Annotated in this window: 13 protein-coding genes; 1 reads left to right on the forward strand and 12 read right to left on the reverse strand. The window is 61.1% G+C overall.

Features of this window, described 5'->3' with window-relative positions; genetic code table 11:
* Positions 1–931: 931 nt before the first annotated feature.
* Entirely contained in the window at positions 932–2215 is a 1284-nt protein-coding gene (locus KOM00_RS18820) for an O-acetylhomoserine aminocarboxypropyltransferase/cysteine synthase family protein (RefSeq protein ID WP_216500560.1), read from the reverse strand.
* A gap of 112 nt (positions 2216–2327) precedes the next feature.
* Positions 2328–3815 carry a 4-alpha-glucanotransferase gene (gene malQ / locus KOM00_RS18825; RefSeq protein ID WP_216500561.1) on the reverse strand — a complete coding sequence of 496 codons (1488 nt, stop codon included), beginning with the start codon at positions 3813–3815 and terminating at the stop codon, positions 2328–2330.
* A 136-nt stretch (positions 3816–3951) separates the two neighbouring features.
* On the opposite strand from malQ, the gene KOM00_RS18830 reads away from it, so the two are divergent.
* Positions 3952–4113 carry a hypothetical protein gene (locus tag KOM00_RS18830; protein WP_216500562.1) on the forward strand — a complete coding sequence of 54 codons (162 nt, stop codon included), beginning with the start codon at positions 3952–3954 and terminating at the stop codon, positions 4111–4113.
* A gap of 90 nt (positions 4114–4203) precedes the next feature.
* Here the strand turns inward: KOM00_RS18830 and ftsH are convergent, their stop codons facing one another.
* The 10 genes from ftsH to prfB form a co-directional block, all read right to left on the reverse strand.
* Complete coding sequence (gene ftsH, locus KOM00_RS18835; RefSeq protein WP_216500563.1) at positions 4204–6054, reverse strand: ATP-dependent zinc metalloprotease FtsH; 1851 nt, start codon at positions 6052–6054, stop codon at positions 4204–4206.
* A gap of 101 nt (positions 6055–6155) precedes the next feature.
* A complete protein-coding gene (gene cas6 / locus KOM00_RS18840; protein ID WP_216500564.1) occupies positions 6156–7028 on the reverse strand; it encodes a CRISPR system precrRNA processing endoribonuclease RAMP protein Cas6 in 873 nt (290 codons plus the stop codon).
* Positions 7029–7040: 12 nt separating this feature from the next.
* The gene (locus KOM00_RS18845; RefSeq protein ID WP_216500565.1) at positions 7041–7853 is read right to left on the reverse strand and encodes an HD domain-containing protein; all 813 of its coding nucleotides are present in this window, start codon (positions 7851–7853) and stop codon (positions 7041–7043) included.
* Complete coding sequence (locus KOM00_RS18850) at positions 7846–8220, reverse strand: PilZ domain-containing protein (RefSeq protein ID WP_216500566.1); 375 nt, start codon at positions 8218–8220, stop codon at positions 7846–7848. The genes KOM00_RS18845 and KOM00_RS18850 overlap by 8 nt, the downstream gene beginning before the upstream one ends.
* Positions 8221–8298: 78 nt before the next feature.
* Positions 8299–9582 carry a class II fructose-bisphosphate aldolase gene (locus tag KOM00_RS18855; protein WP_216500567.1) on the reverse strand — a complete coding sequence of 428 codons (1284 nt, stop codon included), beginning with the start codon at positions 9580–9582 and terminating at the stop codon, positions 8299–8301.
* An 87-nt stretch (positions 9583–9669) separates the two neighbouring features.
* Complete coding sequence (locus KOM00_RS18860) at positions 9670–10602, reverse strand: DUF4140 domain-containing protein (protein ID WP_216500568.1); 933 nt, start codon at positions 10600–10602, stop codon at positions 9670–9672.
* Positions 10603–10688: 86 nt separating this feature from the next.
* Entirely contained in the window at positions 10689–11159 is a 471-nt protein-coding gene (locus KOM00_RS18865; RefSeq protein ID WP_216500569.1) for an FKBP-type peptidyl-prolyl cis-trans isomerase, read from the reverse strand.
* A 31-nt stretch (positions 11160–11190) separates the two neighbouring features.
* A complete protein-coding gene (locus KOM00_RS18870) occupies positions 11191–12432 on the reverse strand; it encodes a DUF1015 domain-containing protein (RefSeq protein WP_216500570.1) in 1242 nt (413 codons plus the stop codon).
* 196 nt (positions 12433–12628) lie between these two features.
* Positions 12629–13435, reverse strand: a complete 807-nt coding sequence (locus tag KOM00_RS18875; RefSeq protein ID WP_216500571.1) for an NlpC/P60 family protein — start codon at positions 13433–13435, stop codon at positions 12629–12631.
* 76 nt (positions 13436–13511) lie between these two features.
* A protein-coding gene (prfB, locus tag KOM00_RS18880) for a peptide chain release factor 2 (protein ID WP_216500572.1) occupies positions 13512–14628 on the reverse strand; the annotation gives its coding sequence in 2 pieces (ribosomal slippage) (positions 13512–14558 and positions 14560–14628; 1116 coding nt in all).
* Positions 14629–14674 lie beyond the last annotated feature (46 nt).

Raw genomic sequence — 14674 nt, forward strand, 5'->3', positions numbered from 1 at the left:
AACTCTCCAGTTTAATTTGAAACCGGAAAATCCGATTCTAGTTTGAAACAACTGACTTGTTACATTTTGAAACTCGCAAATGCTGTTTCGTCTACTATTTAGTTTTCAAAGACCAAGCCGCCGTGTTGCGACAGACTCAGCACCCTACCTGAACCCGAACCGCCTGTCAAGATTTTCTTTCAAAAAACTTTCGAGGTTTTCGCAGTGGCCCGATCCGGTCGATCGGTCCCGAAAGGCTTCCATCGCACCGCGAGGTGCTACTGTGGCCCTTCTTCCTGCCGGGTGGTCTATTCGGTTGCAAAGAACGTCGTGACTGCGAAGCTCAACTTTATAGNCCGGAAAATCCGATTCTAGTTTGAAACAACTGACTTGTTACATTTTGAAACTCGCAAATGCTGTTTCGTCTACTATTTAGTTTTCAAAGACCAAGCCGCCGTTTGCGACAGACTCAGCACCCTACCTGAACCCGAACCGCCTGTCAAGATTTTCTTTCAAAAAACTTTCGAGGTTTTCGCAGTGGCCCGATCCAGTTGATCGGTCCCGAAAGGCTTCCATCGCACCGCGAGGTGCTACTGTGGCCCTTCTTCCTGCCGGGTGGTCTATTCGGTTGCAAAGAACGTCGTGACTGCGAAGCTCAACTTTATAGCAAAGGCCGTTTCGGCTGTCAATGCTTTTTTGTTGGCCGCTGCCGAATTGAAATGCCTCGTTCGTCAGCGGAGGGTGGTTATAACAAATGCCTTTGCCTGCGTCAACGGGTTTGTTGTTTGTTTTCCTTAACCAGTCAGAAGCAACTGTGATGACTAAAGAGTTGCCCTTTGGGGGACAGTCGTGCCCCCGGTTGGCTTTGCTGAAACAATGGACCGGGCAACAGATACGAACAAAAAGGGCGATGCTTTCGCATCGCCCTCGTGGTCGGTTGGATGTGCCAGAACTAGGCTTGCGCGGCGTTAAGCGCTTGCTCTATGTCGGCTATGATGTCCTTCACGTCTTCTATACCGACGGAGAGCCTGATGAAGTCGGGGCTTACACCACTCTCCAACTGCTCCGCGGCACTCAACTGCTGGTGGGTAGTGGACGCCGGATGAATAACCAGGCTCTTGGCGTCGCCGATGTTGGCCAGATGCGACAACAGCTTCACGTTATCGATGAACTTCCTGCCTGCCTCGAGTCCACCCTTGATGCCGAAGCCGATAATGGCACCGGCGCCGTTCAGATATTTCTTGGCATTACCGTGATCCTTGTGGCTCGGCAGGCCGGGATAGTTCACCCAGGTTACCAACGGGTTCTGCTCCAGCCACTCGGCAACCTTCTGCGCATTCTCCACGTGACGCTGCATCCTCACATGCAGGGTCTCGATCCCCTGCAGTATCTGAAAGGCGTTGAAGGGGGAGATGCAGGCTCCCATGTCGCGCAACAGTTCCACCCTCATCTTGATGATATAGGAGATATTGCCCAAGGCATCCCAGAACTTGAGACCGTGGTAGGACGGATCGGGCTCCGTGAACTCGGGGAATTTGCCGTTGTTCCAGGGGAAGGTGCCGCCATCGACGACGCAACCGCCAATGCTGGTGCCATGCCCGCCGAGAAACTTGGTCAAGGAGTAGACGACGATGTCAGCTCCGTGCTTCAGCGGCTGGAACACGAACGGGGTCGCCGCTGTGTTGTCAACGATGTACGGGATGCCGGCATCATGGGCGACTTTGGCGATAGCTTCGAAATCGTCGACGTTGTTCTTGGGATTGCCGATGGCCTCGCTGTAGACCAGGCGGGTGTTCTCGTCGATGGCCTTGCGAATGTTCTCCGGATCGGAGGAGTCGACAAATTTCACCGTGATGCCGAGCTTCGGCAGGGTGTAGTGGAACAGATTATAGGTTCCGCCGTACAGGTAACTCGTAGAGATGATGTTCTGGCCTGCGCTCGCGATGTTGAGGACGGCATAGGTGGTGGCAGCCTGGCCGGAAGCCACGGCGAGAGCGGCGACACCTCCATCCAACTCGGCTACCCTCTTCTCCAGCACGTCGGTGGTCGGGTTCATCAAACGCGTGTAGATGTTGCCGAACTCCTTGAGCCCGAAAAGGTTGGCCGCGTGTTCCGAACTCTTGAAGACATAGGAGGAGGTCTGGTAGATGGGCACGGCACGGGATAGGGTGGTCGGATCTACCGCCTGACCGGCATGAAGTGCAAGGGTGTCAAATCCAAAAGATTTTTCTGGCATAGTTCTCTCCCGTCCTTTTCTGAAGCTTTTTTATAAAGAATACGCGATGTATCCTCTATACAAAAACATCAGCCACCTTGTCAACAAATTTGCCATTAAAAACTCTACCGATCTAGTCCGGGAGCCTTCCGTAAAGCTCGGTTGCCCGTGCGAGTTTAGTGGCCAGCTTCCCTGAGAAGGCGTCGGACGGGCACCGCCAGCTCCAGTTGCCCCCCGCCACCCCCGGCATGTTCATCCTGCCGCTGCTGGGAAGCTCCAAGAGGTCCTGCATAGGGATGATGGCGTAATCGGCCACCGAGGCGAGCGCGCATTTCACCATCTGCCACACGATATCGTTTCCGTCCCGGTCGAAATAGGCCAGCACGTTCTTCTGCTCTTTCGCCTTCAAGGAACTGAACCACCCGGCGGTAGTGTCGTTGTCGTGAGTCCCCGTATAGACTACGAACGACCTGACATGGTTGTGCGGCAGGTACGGGTTGTCGGGCCCGGAACCGAAGGCGAACTGGAGGATCTTCATTCCGGGGAAGCCGAACTGGTCCCTCAGCGCTTCCACCTCAGGAGTGATGACCCCGAGGTCCTCTGCGATGATCGGCAGGGTTCCCAAGGCGTTACGCAGAGCGTGGAAGAGCGATTCGCCCGGCCCCTTGACCCAGCGACCGTTGACGGCAGTCTTCTCCCACATCGGCACCTCCCAGAATGCCTCGAAACCTCGGAAGTGGTCGATCCTAACCATGTCGTAGAGGGAGAGATCGTTGCGCAGCCGGGCTATCCACCAGCCGTACCCTTCCTGAGCCATCCTGTCCCAGTTGTAAAGCGGGTTGCCCCACAACTGCCCCGTCTTGCTGAAGTAGTCGGGAGGGACCCCGGCGACGACGATGGGAACGCCTTTCTCGTCCAGATGGAACAAGTGGGGGTTGGCCCATACATCGGCTGAATCGTAGGCTACGAATATGGGAAGATCGCCGACGATGGAGATGCCAAGAACGTTGGCGTAGGTTTTCAGTTGCTTCCACTGCCGGGAGAACTGCCATTGCATGTACTTCTGCTCGCCGATGGCCGTTCCCAACTTCTCGCTCCAGGAGGAGAGCGCCTCCGGTTCCCGGTTTGCCAGGTCATCCGGCCAATCCTTCCAACTGACCTCCTTGAACTGTTCCTTAAGCGCCATGAAAAGCGCGTAGTCATGCAGCCAGAAGGTGTTGTCGCAAAAATGCCAGAACTCCTCCTTGCGCTTTTGTGGCGACTCCATGAAGAAGTGGGCGGCGGCATCCTTGAGCCTAGCCATCTTATATATCTCGGTGGCGCCGTAATCGACCCGCTCTGAATCAAGTTCCTGCTTGAAATCCTCCGTCAGCAGATCGCCCTCGTCCTGCAGCATCTCAAGATTGATCAACAAGGGGTTGCCGGCAAAGGCCGAGTAACAGGAGTATGGCGAGTTGCCGTAGGCTGTGGGGCCAAGGGGAAGGATCTGCCACAGGGACTGTCCTGACTTGTGCAGAAAATCTACGAATCTCTTTGCTTCTTCACCGAAGGAACCAATCCCGCCCGGGCCGGGCAAAGATGTGGGGTGCAACAGGATCCCACTCTTTCTCTTTCTCAGCATGTAGACCTCGATAACATCGAAATGGGCAACAGAAGGTGGTGCCGGAAATGAGCAGAAATCACTATGACATAAAACGCCTGTAATGCAATGATGCAAAGACTTTACGGCACGGACGGCAAATGGTATAGTGCCGCCCATGGAAACCATAAAGACTGCATCTTTCGAATCGCTGATCGAACTCGCGGTACCTGATGGGGATGGGTACATCTTCACCCTGGATGGTGAGACTTTCCGGATCAAGGACACTCTTGAAATAACAGGGATCGCCAGCAGGAAAGGGTACATCATCATCTATTAGGAGCGGACGGGACTGGTCGGCCTTTTCTGACTGATCGGAACTTTTCTGACTGGTTGGAGCGAGAGTGGGCGGCGGCGTCTTTGTGGCCGGTCATGCGGCGGCCAGTATCTCGTCCACGCGCACTCCATCCAGGGTCTCCTCCTCGAGCAGGGCTACGGCAAGCGCATCCAGCTTGCTGCGGTTGCCGCTGACCAATTCCATCGCCTTCAGCTCAGCGGAATGGATCAGGGTTGCTATCTCCTGATCAATCAGCCAGGCCATCTCTTCCGAAAAGGTCTTTTCCTCCGCAAGCTTCATCCCCAGAAACGGGTGTTCCTCTCCGCGCGGAAAGGTCATGGCCCCTATCTTTTCACTCATCCCCCATTGACAGACCATCTTCTCGGCGAGTTCGGTGACGTGCTTCAGATCGCTCTGAGCACCTGAAGAGACGTCGTTGAACACGATGCGCTCCGCGACCCGTCCCCCCAAGGCCACACAGAGGCGGTTCACCAGGTAGGCACGCGGGTAGTGGTAACGGTCATCCTCGGGCAACTGCTGGGTCACGCCCAAGGCGCGCCCCCTGGGCAGGATGGTCACCTTGTGCACCGGGTCGGTACTGGGAAGCAAGCGTGCCACCAGCGCGTGGCCCGCCTCGTGATAGGCGGTGATCCGCTTTTCCTCATCCGAGATCACCATGCGGCGTTCCCCCCCCATGAGGATCTTATCCTTCGCCCGTTCCAGCTCCTCCAACCCCACCACGACCTTGTTGTCGCGAGCGGCCAGGATGGCACCCTCGTTGACCAGCCCTTCCAGGTCGGCCCCGGTCATGCCAGGGGTTCCCTTGGCGATCACGGCCAGGTCCACTTCCGGCGCCAGGGGAATCCTCCTGGTGTGCACCTTGAGAATCTTCTCCCGATCCCGCCAGTCCGGGCGCTCGATGACCACATTGCGGTCGAAGCGACCGGGGCGGAGCAAGGCCGGATCGAGCACATCCGGCCGGTTGGTCGCCGCGATCACGACGACCTCGGTGTGAGGATCGAAGCCGTCCATCTCGGAGAGTAGCTGGTTCAGGGTCTGCTCCCGCTCGTCGTGACCGCCGCCGAAACCAGCGCCGCGGCTTCGCCCCACCGCATCGAGCTCGTCGATGAAGATTATGCTGGGCAGCACCTTCCGGGCGCTGGCGAACAGGTCCCGGACCCGGCTGGCGCCGACGCCGACAAACATCTCGATGAAGGCGGAGGCGGAAATGGAGAAGAAGGGAACGCCGGACTCCCCCGCCACCGCCCTGGCCAGGAGCGTCTTGCCGGTTCCCGGGGGACCCACCAGGAGCACCCCCTTCGGCACCTTCCCCCCGATCTGCTGGAATTTCCTGGGCTCCTTCAGATACTCCACCACCTCGCGTAGTTCCTGCTTTGCCTCTTCCATCCCTGCCACGTCCGCGAAGGTGACATCGATCCGCTCGGAGGTGTAGGCCTTGGCCCCTGAGCGCGAGAAGCCTCCCATCATGCCGCTCGCCCCCTGCTTGCGCATCCCTCTCATCACGAAGAGCCAGACACCGATGATGATAAGCCAAGGCAGCAGGTACAGGAAGATGGACCCCAGAGGAGACCCTTCGGTGGAAATGACGTTCACGTCGACGCGCCGGGCGCTCAGCTCCGGCAAAAGGGTGGGATCTTCCAGCGCAGGGAGGGTGGTGCTGAAGGTGGCGACATCGACACTCTGACCTTTTTGTTCGACGGTCGCAGCCGGCACCTTGATGGCGGTGCGGAACTGCCCCTTGGCGCTCTTTCCCCTCAGGGTCAGCTTGGCAATGTTATCGGCGGCAAGCTCGGCGCGGAAACGGCTGTAGGTGATTTCCGCCCCACGCTCCGCCGTCTGCTTCACCATCGTCCCGTAGAAGAGATCGAGCAGCAAAACAAACAAGGCGGTGATCAGCAACGGCCTCCAAAAGGTGTGGGCCATGACCCTGCTCCTTCAACTCGGGCTGAAAAAGGCACCTCGGTATTCTAACCAAGTTGGAGAACATTACAAGATTTTAACCGTAGCTCGGACCGGCGCGCCCCTTACCCTTCCACGCGGTAGGAGCCAAAGCCAAACGATGCGCTTTTGCCGAGATGGGTGGCTTGTCCCAACTGCAGCAACAGGTGGAACGGTTCCAAGTCGCCGGCAAAGCGGGCGCTACCGAGGATCCCCGCCGGGCGGCCGTTCCAGGATACGAAGCGGCAGTCCGACTCCACGGTGCGCACAGACTCACTCTGCTGGGACAGCCAGCGGTAATCCAGGGCAGGTTCGGCGCCTTCATAGTGGTAGGCGAGTGAGGACACCCGGCGCATCAGGGTGCGGGCGAAGTTGGCAAAGGTGAAGGTCTTGAGCAGGCGGCCATCCTGCACCAGCTTCAGGGGGGTCAGTAGACGTATAGCGACGGTTTCCGTCGGCAGCGGTCCGGTAAGGGCCGGGTCCAGGGAACCCAGCAGAGGGAGGGAAAGGGAGCCGTCGCCGGAGTATGCGGTGCGCTCTCCCCCCGGGGATTCGGCCGTCACACCGACCGGGGCGCCTCCCTTTTGTTCGATGAGGAGTCCGACCGCCGCGAGGTAGGTCGGGAGGTGCTGGATGGCGCTGCCGACGAGGGTGAGCACAAGTTCGCAGACGCGGCCGCGGTTTGGGGGTGGCAAAAGCACCGGGAAGTCGAAAATGAAAGGAAGGGGCGGCTTCTGGTGGCGTCGGACCGCCTCCGGGTCCTCCGCTATCTGCTGGTCGAACGTCGCCGGGAAAGCACATTCCACGTTACGGCAACCGGCGCAGTCGCCCCTTTTGCAGGAGAGGGCCGTACGGAAGGCGGTCTCGAAGTCCGCCCTGGTGGCGTAGAAGGCGTAGGGATCGCCGAGATCCTGCCTGAGGGTGAAGCTGAACCACAGCCTCGCGTAATGCAGTTCCACTGGTATTTCCTTTTACTGCTGGGGGAAGTGCGCCGATTCGCGCAGCCTGCGCTCGAGGTACCGGCCGACCTGCGCCAGGACGTCCTGGACCTCGCGACCCTGGGGGAGCATCGCGCGGAACCGTTCCAGCACCGACCGTTCCCTGATCAGCCGCAAGGTCGCAGGGTAGTTGATGTCGTAGATCCAGGAAACCTGCAGCAGCTTGAAATCGTTGAGGCTCTTCAGCGTGGAGAGTTGGACCATCTTCCCGGCGGTTACGGCGGCGAGAGGTTCGGCGGAGCAGCCGGGGAGATCGGGGAAGCCAAGCCCGGCGCCGGAGGCGCGCTGGTCTGCGGGGGCATTGAAGTACTCTATGAAGACGCGCCAGATGTCGAGTTTGTCGGCATCACGCAGCAGCCTGAGCAGGTCGGTGGTAACGGCGGGGAGTCCATCGGGCACCTGAAAGGCGTTGTGCATCCGCACCGCTATCTCGATGCAGGCACGCTCCTCCCCGGGAAGGAACTCGAGCAACTGGTGCTGTTTCATGAGTTGCGCGGAGAGGTGGGCGTGGTTCAGCGAGTCGCTGTCCTTGAAGGTGTGGTGATCCCTGAATTGCGGGAAGCGGCCGAGGTCGTGGCACAGCGCGGCGATTTCGGCCAGCATCTCGAAGCGCGGCCCCATCCCCTGCGCGATAAGCAGGGCATCCCGGCAGACGTTACGGGTATGCTCTTCCTTCAGGTCGAAGTTGCGCTGCACTTCCCGGTCCGAGGTGCGGAAGGAATTGCAGTAGGAGGTGAACCAGTCGCGCAGCGGCGCCAGGTCCGGCAGAGGTACCGCTTCACTCATCGTGCATCTTCTTGACCACGTACTCCGAGAACTCCGCCATCACCTTGGACTCGTCGCCCCCCTGGTAGGAGATGATGCTGCGCAGGTGGGCGAAGGACTCCACGTCCATCTTGTCGAAGGCACAGCCGAGGCCTCCGGGGACCAGCCGCGCCACCGTACCCTTCACGTTGATGACGACCGGGTCGGGGGCCGCGGAGAGGTAGATGGTCACCTCGACCGGCGTGCCGACCGGAATCAGCTCCTGCGTCTCCATGTAGAGGCCGTGCAGACTCACGTCCGTCACCTCTCCCTTGACTGCCACTCCCTCCGCCTGCAGCAAGGCGGAGACCCTGAAATCGACCCGTGAAAAGTTGCGCCTTTCTTTCATCGTGTTCCCCCTTCAGACAGCCAGCTACAAAAGGGGGCGCGAGGCCCCCTCTCGGTGTTTCTCAGCTTGATGGCGGTGCTAGTCCTCGAAGTTGCCTTCCGGTCCCTTGTCCCGGGTAAGTCCCTGGGCCTGCTTGGGGAGCTGCTCCTTGGTCCACTCAGCCGGGTTCTCGATCCGCTTTCCTTTGGGGCCGAGGTCGTAGGATCCGGCCTTGAGGATGGCGTCGATGGCAAGCGGCGCCGTGTCGGCGGAGTTGAAGACGTTGGCGATCAGGTTGTAGGCGAAATCCTCGACTCTCTTGCTCATGCGCTCGCGCACTTCCTTGGGCTGGGCCAAAAGTTTGTTCTCGAACGGGAGGTTGAGGTTCTTGTAGTCCCCCTTCTTCCACCCCTTGGACTCGGCGAATGCCACCATCTCGGCCCACAGCTCCTCGCTCATCCCTTCGCCCTTCACCTTGATGAAGTTGCCGTTCTCATCGAGCTTGGCGTTGCCGTAGTCGTTGACCTCGAGCCCCCAGGAGATGAACTGCAGGGCGGTCGCCACGTTGGCCTTGGTGGTGCGGGTGTTCTGCGCGATCTGGCGCAGCCTGTCGTAGCTGTTGCCGGAAGTGCCGTGCTGGGCGCCGTTAACGCCGTACTGCTTGATCGCCTCGTGGATTTCTGCGGTGAGGTCGACCTGGATGCCGGCGTCGGAGGCCTCGATGCCGTGGGTGGTGCCGTTGTTCAGAGCGATCCAGTCCGGGAAGATACCGTGGGCGTTGAGGCCGCGGATCAAAAAGAGCGCTTCGGGAACGGTGGAAAGCCCCTCCTTCCCCTTGATCTCGCCCACCTCGGTCTCGAGACCGGCCCAGGCCGGGATCACGCCGCTGAGTTCGATGTTGGCGAGGAGGTTCTCCTCGTCGGGAAGGTGCGATGCGTCGATGGCGATGGAGGTGATGCCGGCTTCGAACATGCTCGGAATCTCGACCTTGGCCGACTTGACGTCCCCTTCCCCCTTGATGCCGTAGTGGTCGGCGTGGATGGCTACCGGGATGGTGATGCCGAGCTCGTTGGCGACGGCGTCGACCTGGCGGGCCATGTTCCAGTAGTTGACCGGGCAGTATGCCTTCTGGCCACCTTCGCTCTTGGCGATCTCGATGATGACGGCGGCGTTGGCGCGCTGGGCCGCGGCGAGCACCCCGCGGATGACGAAGTGGTTGCGGCCGTTGGCAGCCAGGGCCAGGGCATGTCCCTTGGCGTTCATGGCGCGGTCGACGACCTTGCCGCTTACGAGCAGTGCTTTGGAATTGGGGAAGAGTTTCGCTACGTTGGGGGGACGCCCTACTTCGAGCGCTTTGACGAAATCTGAAGATGTTGCAGTCATATCTCCTCCTTTGGGTGGGAATATCAAATCACATGAAAAAAGCCGCTTTCTTATAGCATCTTAATCATACAAAGGCAAGGACCTTCGCTACTGCCCCAGGGTGAACACGGTGCTGCCTCCCCCGGAGAACGGCGCGCTGCCTAGATATTCTCCCTTCCAGTAAAGGGCGGCGTCCCCGGCAGGGAGACCGGCCTCGACCGGGGCGAAAGCGAAACGCTCGGGAGGCTCCGCACCGGCGGCACCGGTGACCGTGAGCGGGTAGCGGGCCAGGACCGGGAAATCTCCCCGCACCGCATCGACCGCTCCCGGCTTTGCCGTCGTTCCTCGCGCCACCTGGTACTGCACACCTTTCTCGCGCTGCTGGAGCTTCGCGTGCAGCAGCAACTCGGCGCCCCCCTCCCCCGAGAACCGGAGATCGTAACTGGGGATCCAGCGCTCGTTACCCACCAGGTAGGAGACGCGGGTTTTGCTGCCGGTGACCCAGATGCGCGCCGACGCGACCCCCTTGGCGGCCATCGCCAGCTCCCGCTCCACGGCGTCGAGGGCGAGTCGGCACTTGCGCTTGCTGCGGTAAACCGCCTCCATCTGGTTCAGAGCGAACTCGGTCCCCTGCTGCAGCGTGACCACCGGATCGGGGTTGGCCTTCGTCTTCCTGGGGGCCTTGCCACTTTGCGACCTGGCAGCGGCGGAGAAGATCTCCTCGCGCCGGTTCAGGGCGTCCATGCGGTCCTGCAACTCGCCGCGGCGTTCCCGGAGCTTGGCTATTTCGCCCGCCCGGCGCCGGTCCTGTTCGGCCGGGACCAGCTCTACCCTCAGCACGCTCCCCCCCGGCGCCTTCACCCGGAGCGACCCCGGTGCGAAGCCGTCCGGCAACGGGAGTTCGAGGTAGCCGCCGGAGGCGGAAAACTCCTGCTCCACCCGCGCCCCGTCCAGGTACAGGGTGACGCTCTTTTGCCCGGCGACGGCCTGCTGGCAGAGCAGCACCGGGAGCAGAAACAAGGCAAGCGGCATCAGGCGCATGGGGCACCTCGCAACGAAGCCTGGGGCTAAAAAGCACAAAGCACAACTTTACAGCGCCCCGGTACCATTGCAAGCAGCCGGTATGATTACTTCTCTACGTCGAGAAGCTCCACTTCGAAGATCAGGGTGGCGTTCGGGGGAATCACCCCGCCGGCGCCGTTGGCACCGTAGCCCAGCTGCGGCGGGACCACCAGCTTACGCTTGCCCCCCACCTTCATGGACATGACCCCCTCGTCCCAGCCCGGGATCACTTCGCCTGCCCCGATCCTGAAGATGAAGGGCTGGCCGCGATCGAGCGAGCTGTCGAACTTGGTGCCGTTTTCCAGGGTCCCTGTGTAGTGCACCTTCACCCCCTTGCCAGAGGTCGGGGAGGGGCCGGTACCTACCACGAGGTCGGTATAGGAAAGACCGGAGGGGGTGGTCACCGCCCCCGCGGCGACCTTGGCTGCGGTTTTTTCGGTTGCCGGCTGCTTGGCGGGATCCTTCTGGGAGCAGGCGGGTATGGCTACCGCCGCCATGAGCAGCAGCAGCACGAGGAACTTCTCTACGTTGCGCATCAATTTTCCTCCGTGAGGTTTTGGTATGCAGTTAATCCAGCAAATGGATGAAGAGGCCGCTTCTGAGTTTGGGCTCGAACCATGTCGATTTGGGCGGCATGATCTTGTCCTCGTCGGCAAGCGACATCAGTTCCTCGATCGAGGTCGGGAACAGCGAGAAGGCCACCATGTACTCCCCGGAGTTGACCACCCGCTCCAGTTCCTCGACGCCCCGGATGCCGCCGACGAAGTGGATGCGCTGGTCGGTGCGGGGGTTGCGCACCCCGAGGACCGGGCTGAGCAGGTTGTCCTGCAGGATGGAGACGTCCATGGAGGCGACCGGGTCGTTCTCCTGGAAGGAATCCTCGCGGGGGGTGAGCTCGTACCACTTGCCTCCCAGGTACATGCCGAACTGGTGGCGCTCCCCCGGGCTGACCGCGCCGGAAACCGGGGTGACCTCGAAACGCTCGCCGACGCGCGCCATGTACTCGGCGACGCTGCGGCCGTTCAGATCCTTCACCACCCTGTTGTACGGCATGATGGTCATCTCGTTGTCCGGGAAGATCACGGTGAGGAAGTAGTTGTACTCCTCGCTGCCGGTGTGCTTCGGGTTGGCGTCCCTTCTCAGGTCCCGCACGCGGCTCGCTGCGGCGCTGCGGTGATGCCCGTCTGCGACATAGAGGGTCGGTATGGCGGCGAAGCTCACGGTGAGGGATTCGATCAGCTTCGGGTCGGCGATGTCCCAAAGGGCGTGGGAGACGCCGTCATCGGTGGTGAAATCGTACAGGGGCGTCCCCTGGGTCACCCGATCGATGGTCGCCGTGATCGCGGCATCGTGACGGTAGGTGTAGAAGACCGGTTCGTCGTTCGCGTTGAGCGCGTCGATATGTTTGACGCGATCCTCCTCTTTGTCAGCCCTGGTCAGCTCGTGCTTCTTGATGGTGCCGGTCTGGTAGTCGTCCACGCCGGCACAGACCACGAGGCCGGTCTGGGTGATGCTCCCCATCTTCTGGCGGTACACGTAGTAGCGCTCGGTCTCGTCCTGCAGCAGCGCCCCCTCGGCCAGGAATCGCTCAAGGTTTTCACGCCCCTTGAGGTACACCGGCTCCGAATGCACATCGACCTCCCTGGGAAGATCGATCTCGGGGCGGGAGATGTGCAGGAAGCTCACCGGGTTGCCGGCGGCCATCTGGATGGCCTCCTCGGTGTTCATCACGTCATAGGGAAGGGCGGCGACCTTCTCGGCCAGCTCCTTTTTGGGGCGTACCGCCTTGAACGGCTTGATAAATGCCATAACTGCTCCTGTCTCGGTTTTGGTTCAACTATGAATCAAGTTCTACGTTCTATGTTCTACGTTCTACGTTTAAGGCTCGGGCCTGTGGGGACTGGCTCCGGAGGTGCCTGTCCCCGGAGGTGCCTGTCCCCTTTTTGCGGTCCCCTTTGCTCTGCCTTGCCGGGCCTAGACCTTATCGGCACCGGGGGCGTAGGGATTAAAAATACCGTTTCGCCCCGACGAACTTCTTCTGGAAGTAGGACTCGTCCATGGAGCTCACCTTGATGTCGTCGCCGCGGCGCGGCGCGTGCACGAACCGGCCGTTGCCGACGAAGATGCCGACGTGGTTGATCTCATCGGAGGAGGCCCCGAAGAAGACCAGATCGCCGTCTTTGAGCTCTTCACGCCCGACCGCGTCCCCCACCCGGTACTGCTCGCGCGAGGTGCGCGGGATGTTGACGCCGCACAGGTTGTAGACCGCGCGCACGAATCCGCTGCAGTCCATGCCGTCCACCACGGTGTCCCCGCCCCAGCGGTAGGGGATGCCCACGAAGCGCTCGGCGGTGCGGGCCGCGATGTTCCCCATGTCGCTGCGGTCGCGCTTCACCGGCTCCTCGCGCTTCCTGCCGGGCTTCACCGGGGTGGTGATGGAGGGCGCGGGCGCCTTCTCGATCACGGTCTCCCGCACCAGCGCGGTGCGGTCGGGCTGCGGCGGCGCGATGAAGTAGGAGCCGATGGTGCGCTCCTTCACCAGCTTCTGGGCCGCCTTGCGCGCCTCTTCCCGGCGGGGGAAGTCCCCGAAACGGACCGCGTAGATGCCGTTTTCCCGCTTGAAGTAAAAGGCCTCGATCCCCTGCTCCTGCAGTTTCCTGGTGAGGCGCTCGGCGTTTTTCACGTCTGAGAAGGCGCCCACCTGGATGGCGAAGCCGACGCTGGAAAGGCCGGCGCGCTGCGCGGCGCAGCCGGTGGCCGCGGGTGCGAGGAGGAGGAGATATATAATCAACAGTCTTGCCGTCTTAAGCATTATGGTTCCTTGTCTGGTCCCGCCCCGGAGGGGGAGAGGTACAGCTCGTACGCTTGCAGGGAGGAGGTCGGAGCCCCTAGATGTCCTTGGTTTCCCGGCGCACGCCCATCAGGTAGGGAACCACGAAGTCGTCCAGGGCGCCGTCCAGCACGTTGTCCGGGTTGCCGCTCTCCACGCCGGTGCGCAGGTCCTTGACCATCTTGTAGGGGTGCAGCACGTAGGAGCGGATCTGGCTCCCCCAGCCGATCTCCTTTTTCTCGCCCGCGATATCGGCCGCCTTCGCCTCGCGCTCCCGGAGCTCCATCTCGTAGAGCTTGGAGCGGAGCACCTTCATGGCGGTGGCCTTGTTCATGTGCTGGCTGCGCTCGCTCTGGCAGGCCACCACGGTGCCGGTGGGAAGATGCGTGATCCTGATGGCCGAGTCGGTGGTGTTGACGTGCTGGCCGCCGGCGCCCGAGGAGCGGTAGGTGTCGATCCTCAGGTCGCTCTCAGGGATCTTGATCTCGATGTCATCCTCCTCGATCACCGGAAAGACGAACACGGACGCGAACGAGGTGTGGCGCCGCGCGCTGCTGTCGAAGGGGGAGATGCGCACCAGCCGGTGGATGCCCGCTTCCGCCTTCAGGTAACCGTAGGCGAACTCGCCGGTGGCCGCGAAGGTGACCCCCTTGATCCCGGCCCCATCACCCTCCTGGTAGTCGGTGATCTCGGTCTTCCACCCCTTCTTCTCGCAGTAGCGCAGGTACATGCGCAGGAGCATCTCGGCCCAGTCCTGAGACTCGGTGCCGCCGGCCCCGGAGTTGATGGAGACGAAAGCGCCGGAGGCGTCATGGGGGCCGGAGAGCATCCTGCGGAATTCCGCCTGGCTCACCCCGATCTCCAGCTGCTCGTTCATGCCGTGGACCTCGGCCAGCGTCGCCTCGTCCTGCTCCTCGTTCCCGAGCTCGATCAGCTCCTGGATGTCGCGGGCCTGGCGCTCGAGGGTTTCCCAGGTGGTGACGTCCTTCTCCATCGCCATCCTGTCCTTGAGCACCTTCTGGGCCTTTTCGGCGTCGTTCCAGAAATCGGCGCGCGAGGTCAGCTCCTCGAGCTCGTGCATCCGCTCCCGCTTGTCATCTACGTCAAAGAGACCCCCGAAGCTTGTGGATTCGCTCGGCAAGGTCCTCGATCTTGGCAATTTCTTCTCTGAACATCTCAAAACTCCTTATGGTCGCATCGCCGGCAAGGCGATCACTGGTA

The sequence above is a fragment of the Geomonas diazotrophica genome (genome assembly GCF_018919385.1).
Lineage (GTDB): Bacteria > Desulfobacterota > Desulfuromonadia > Geobacterales > Geobacteraceae > Geomonas > Geomonas diazotrophica.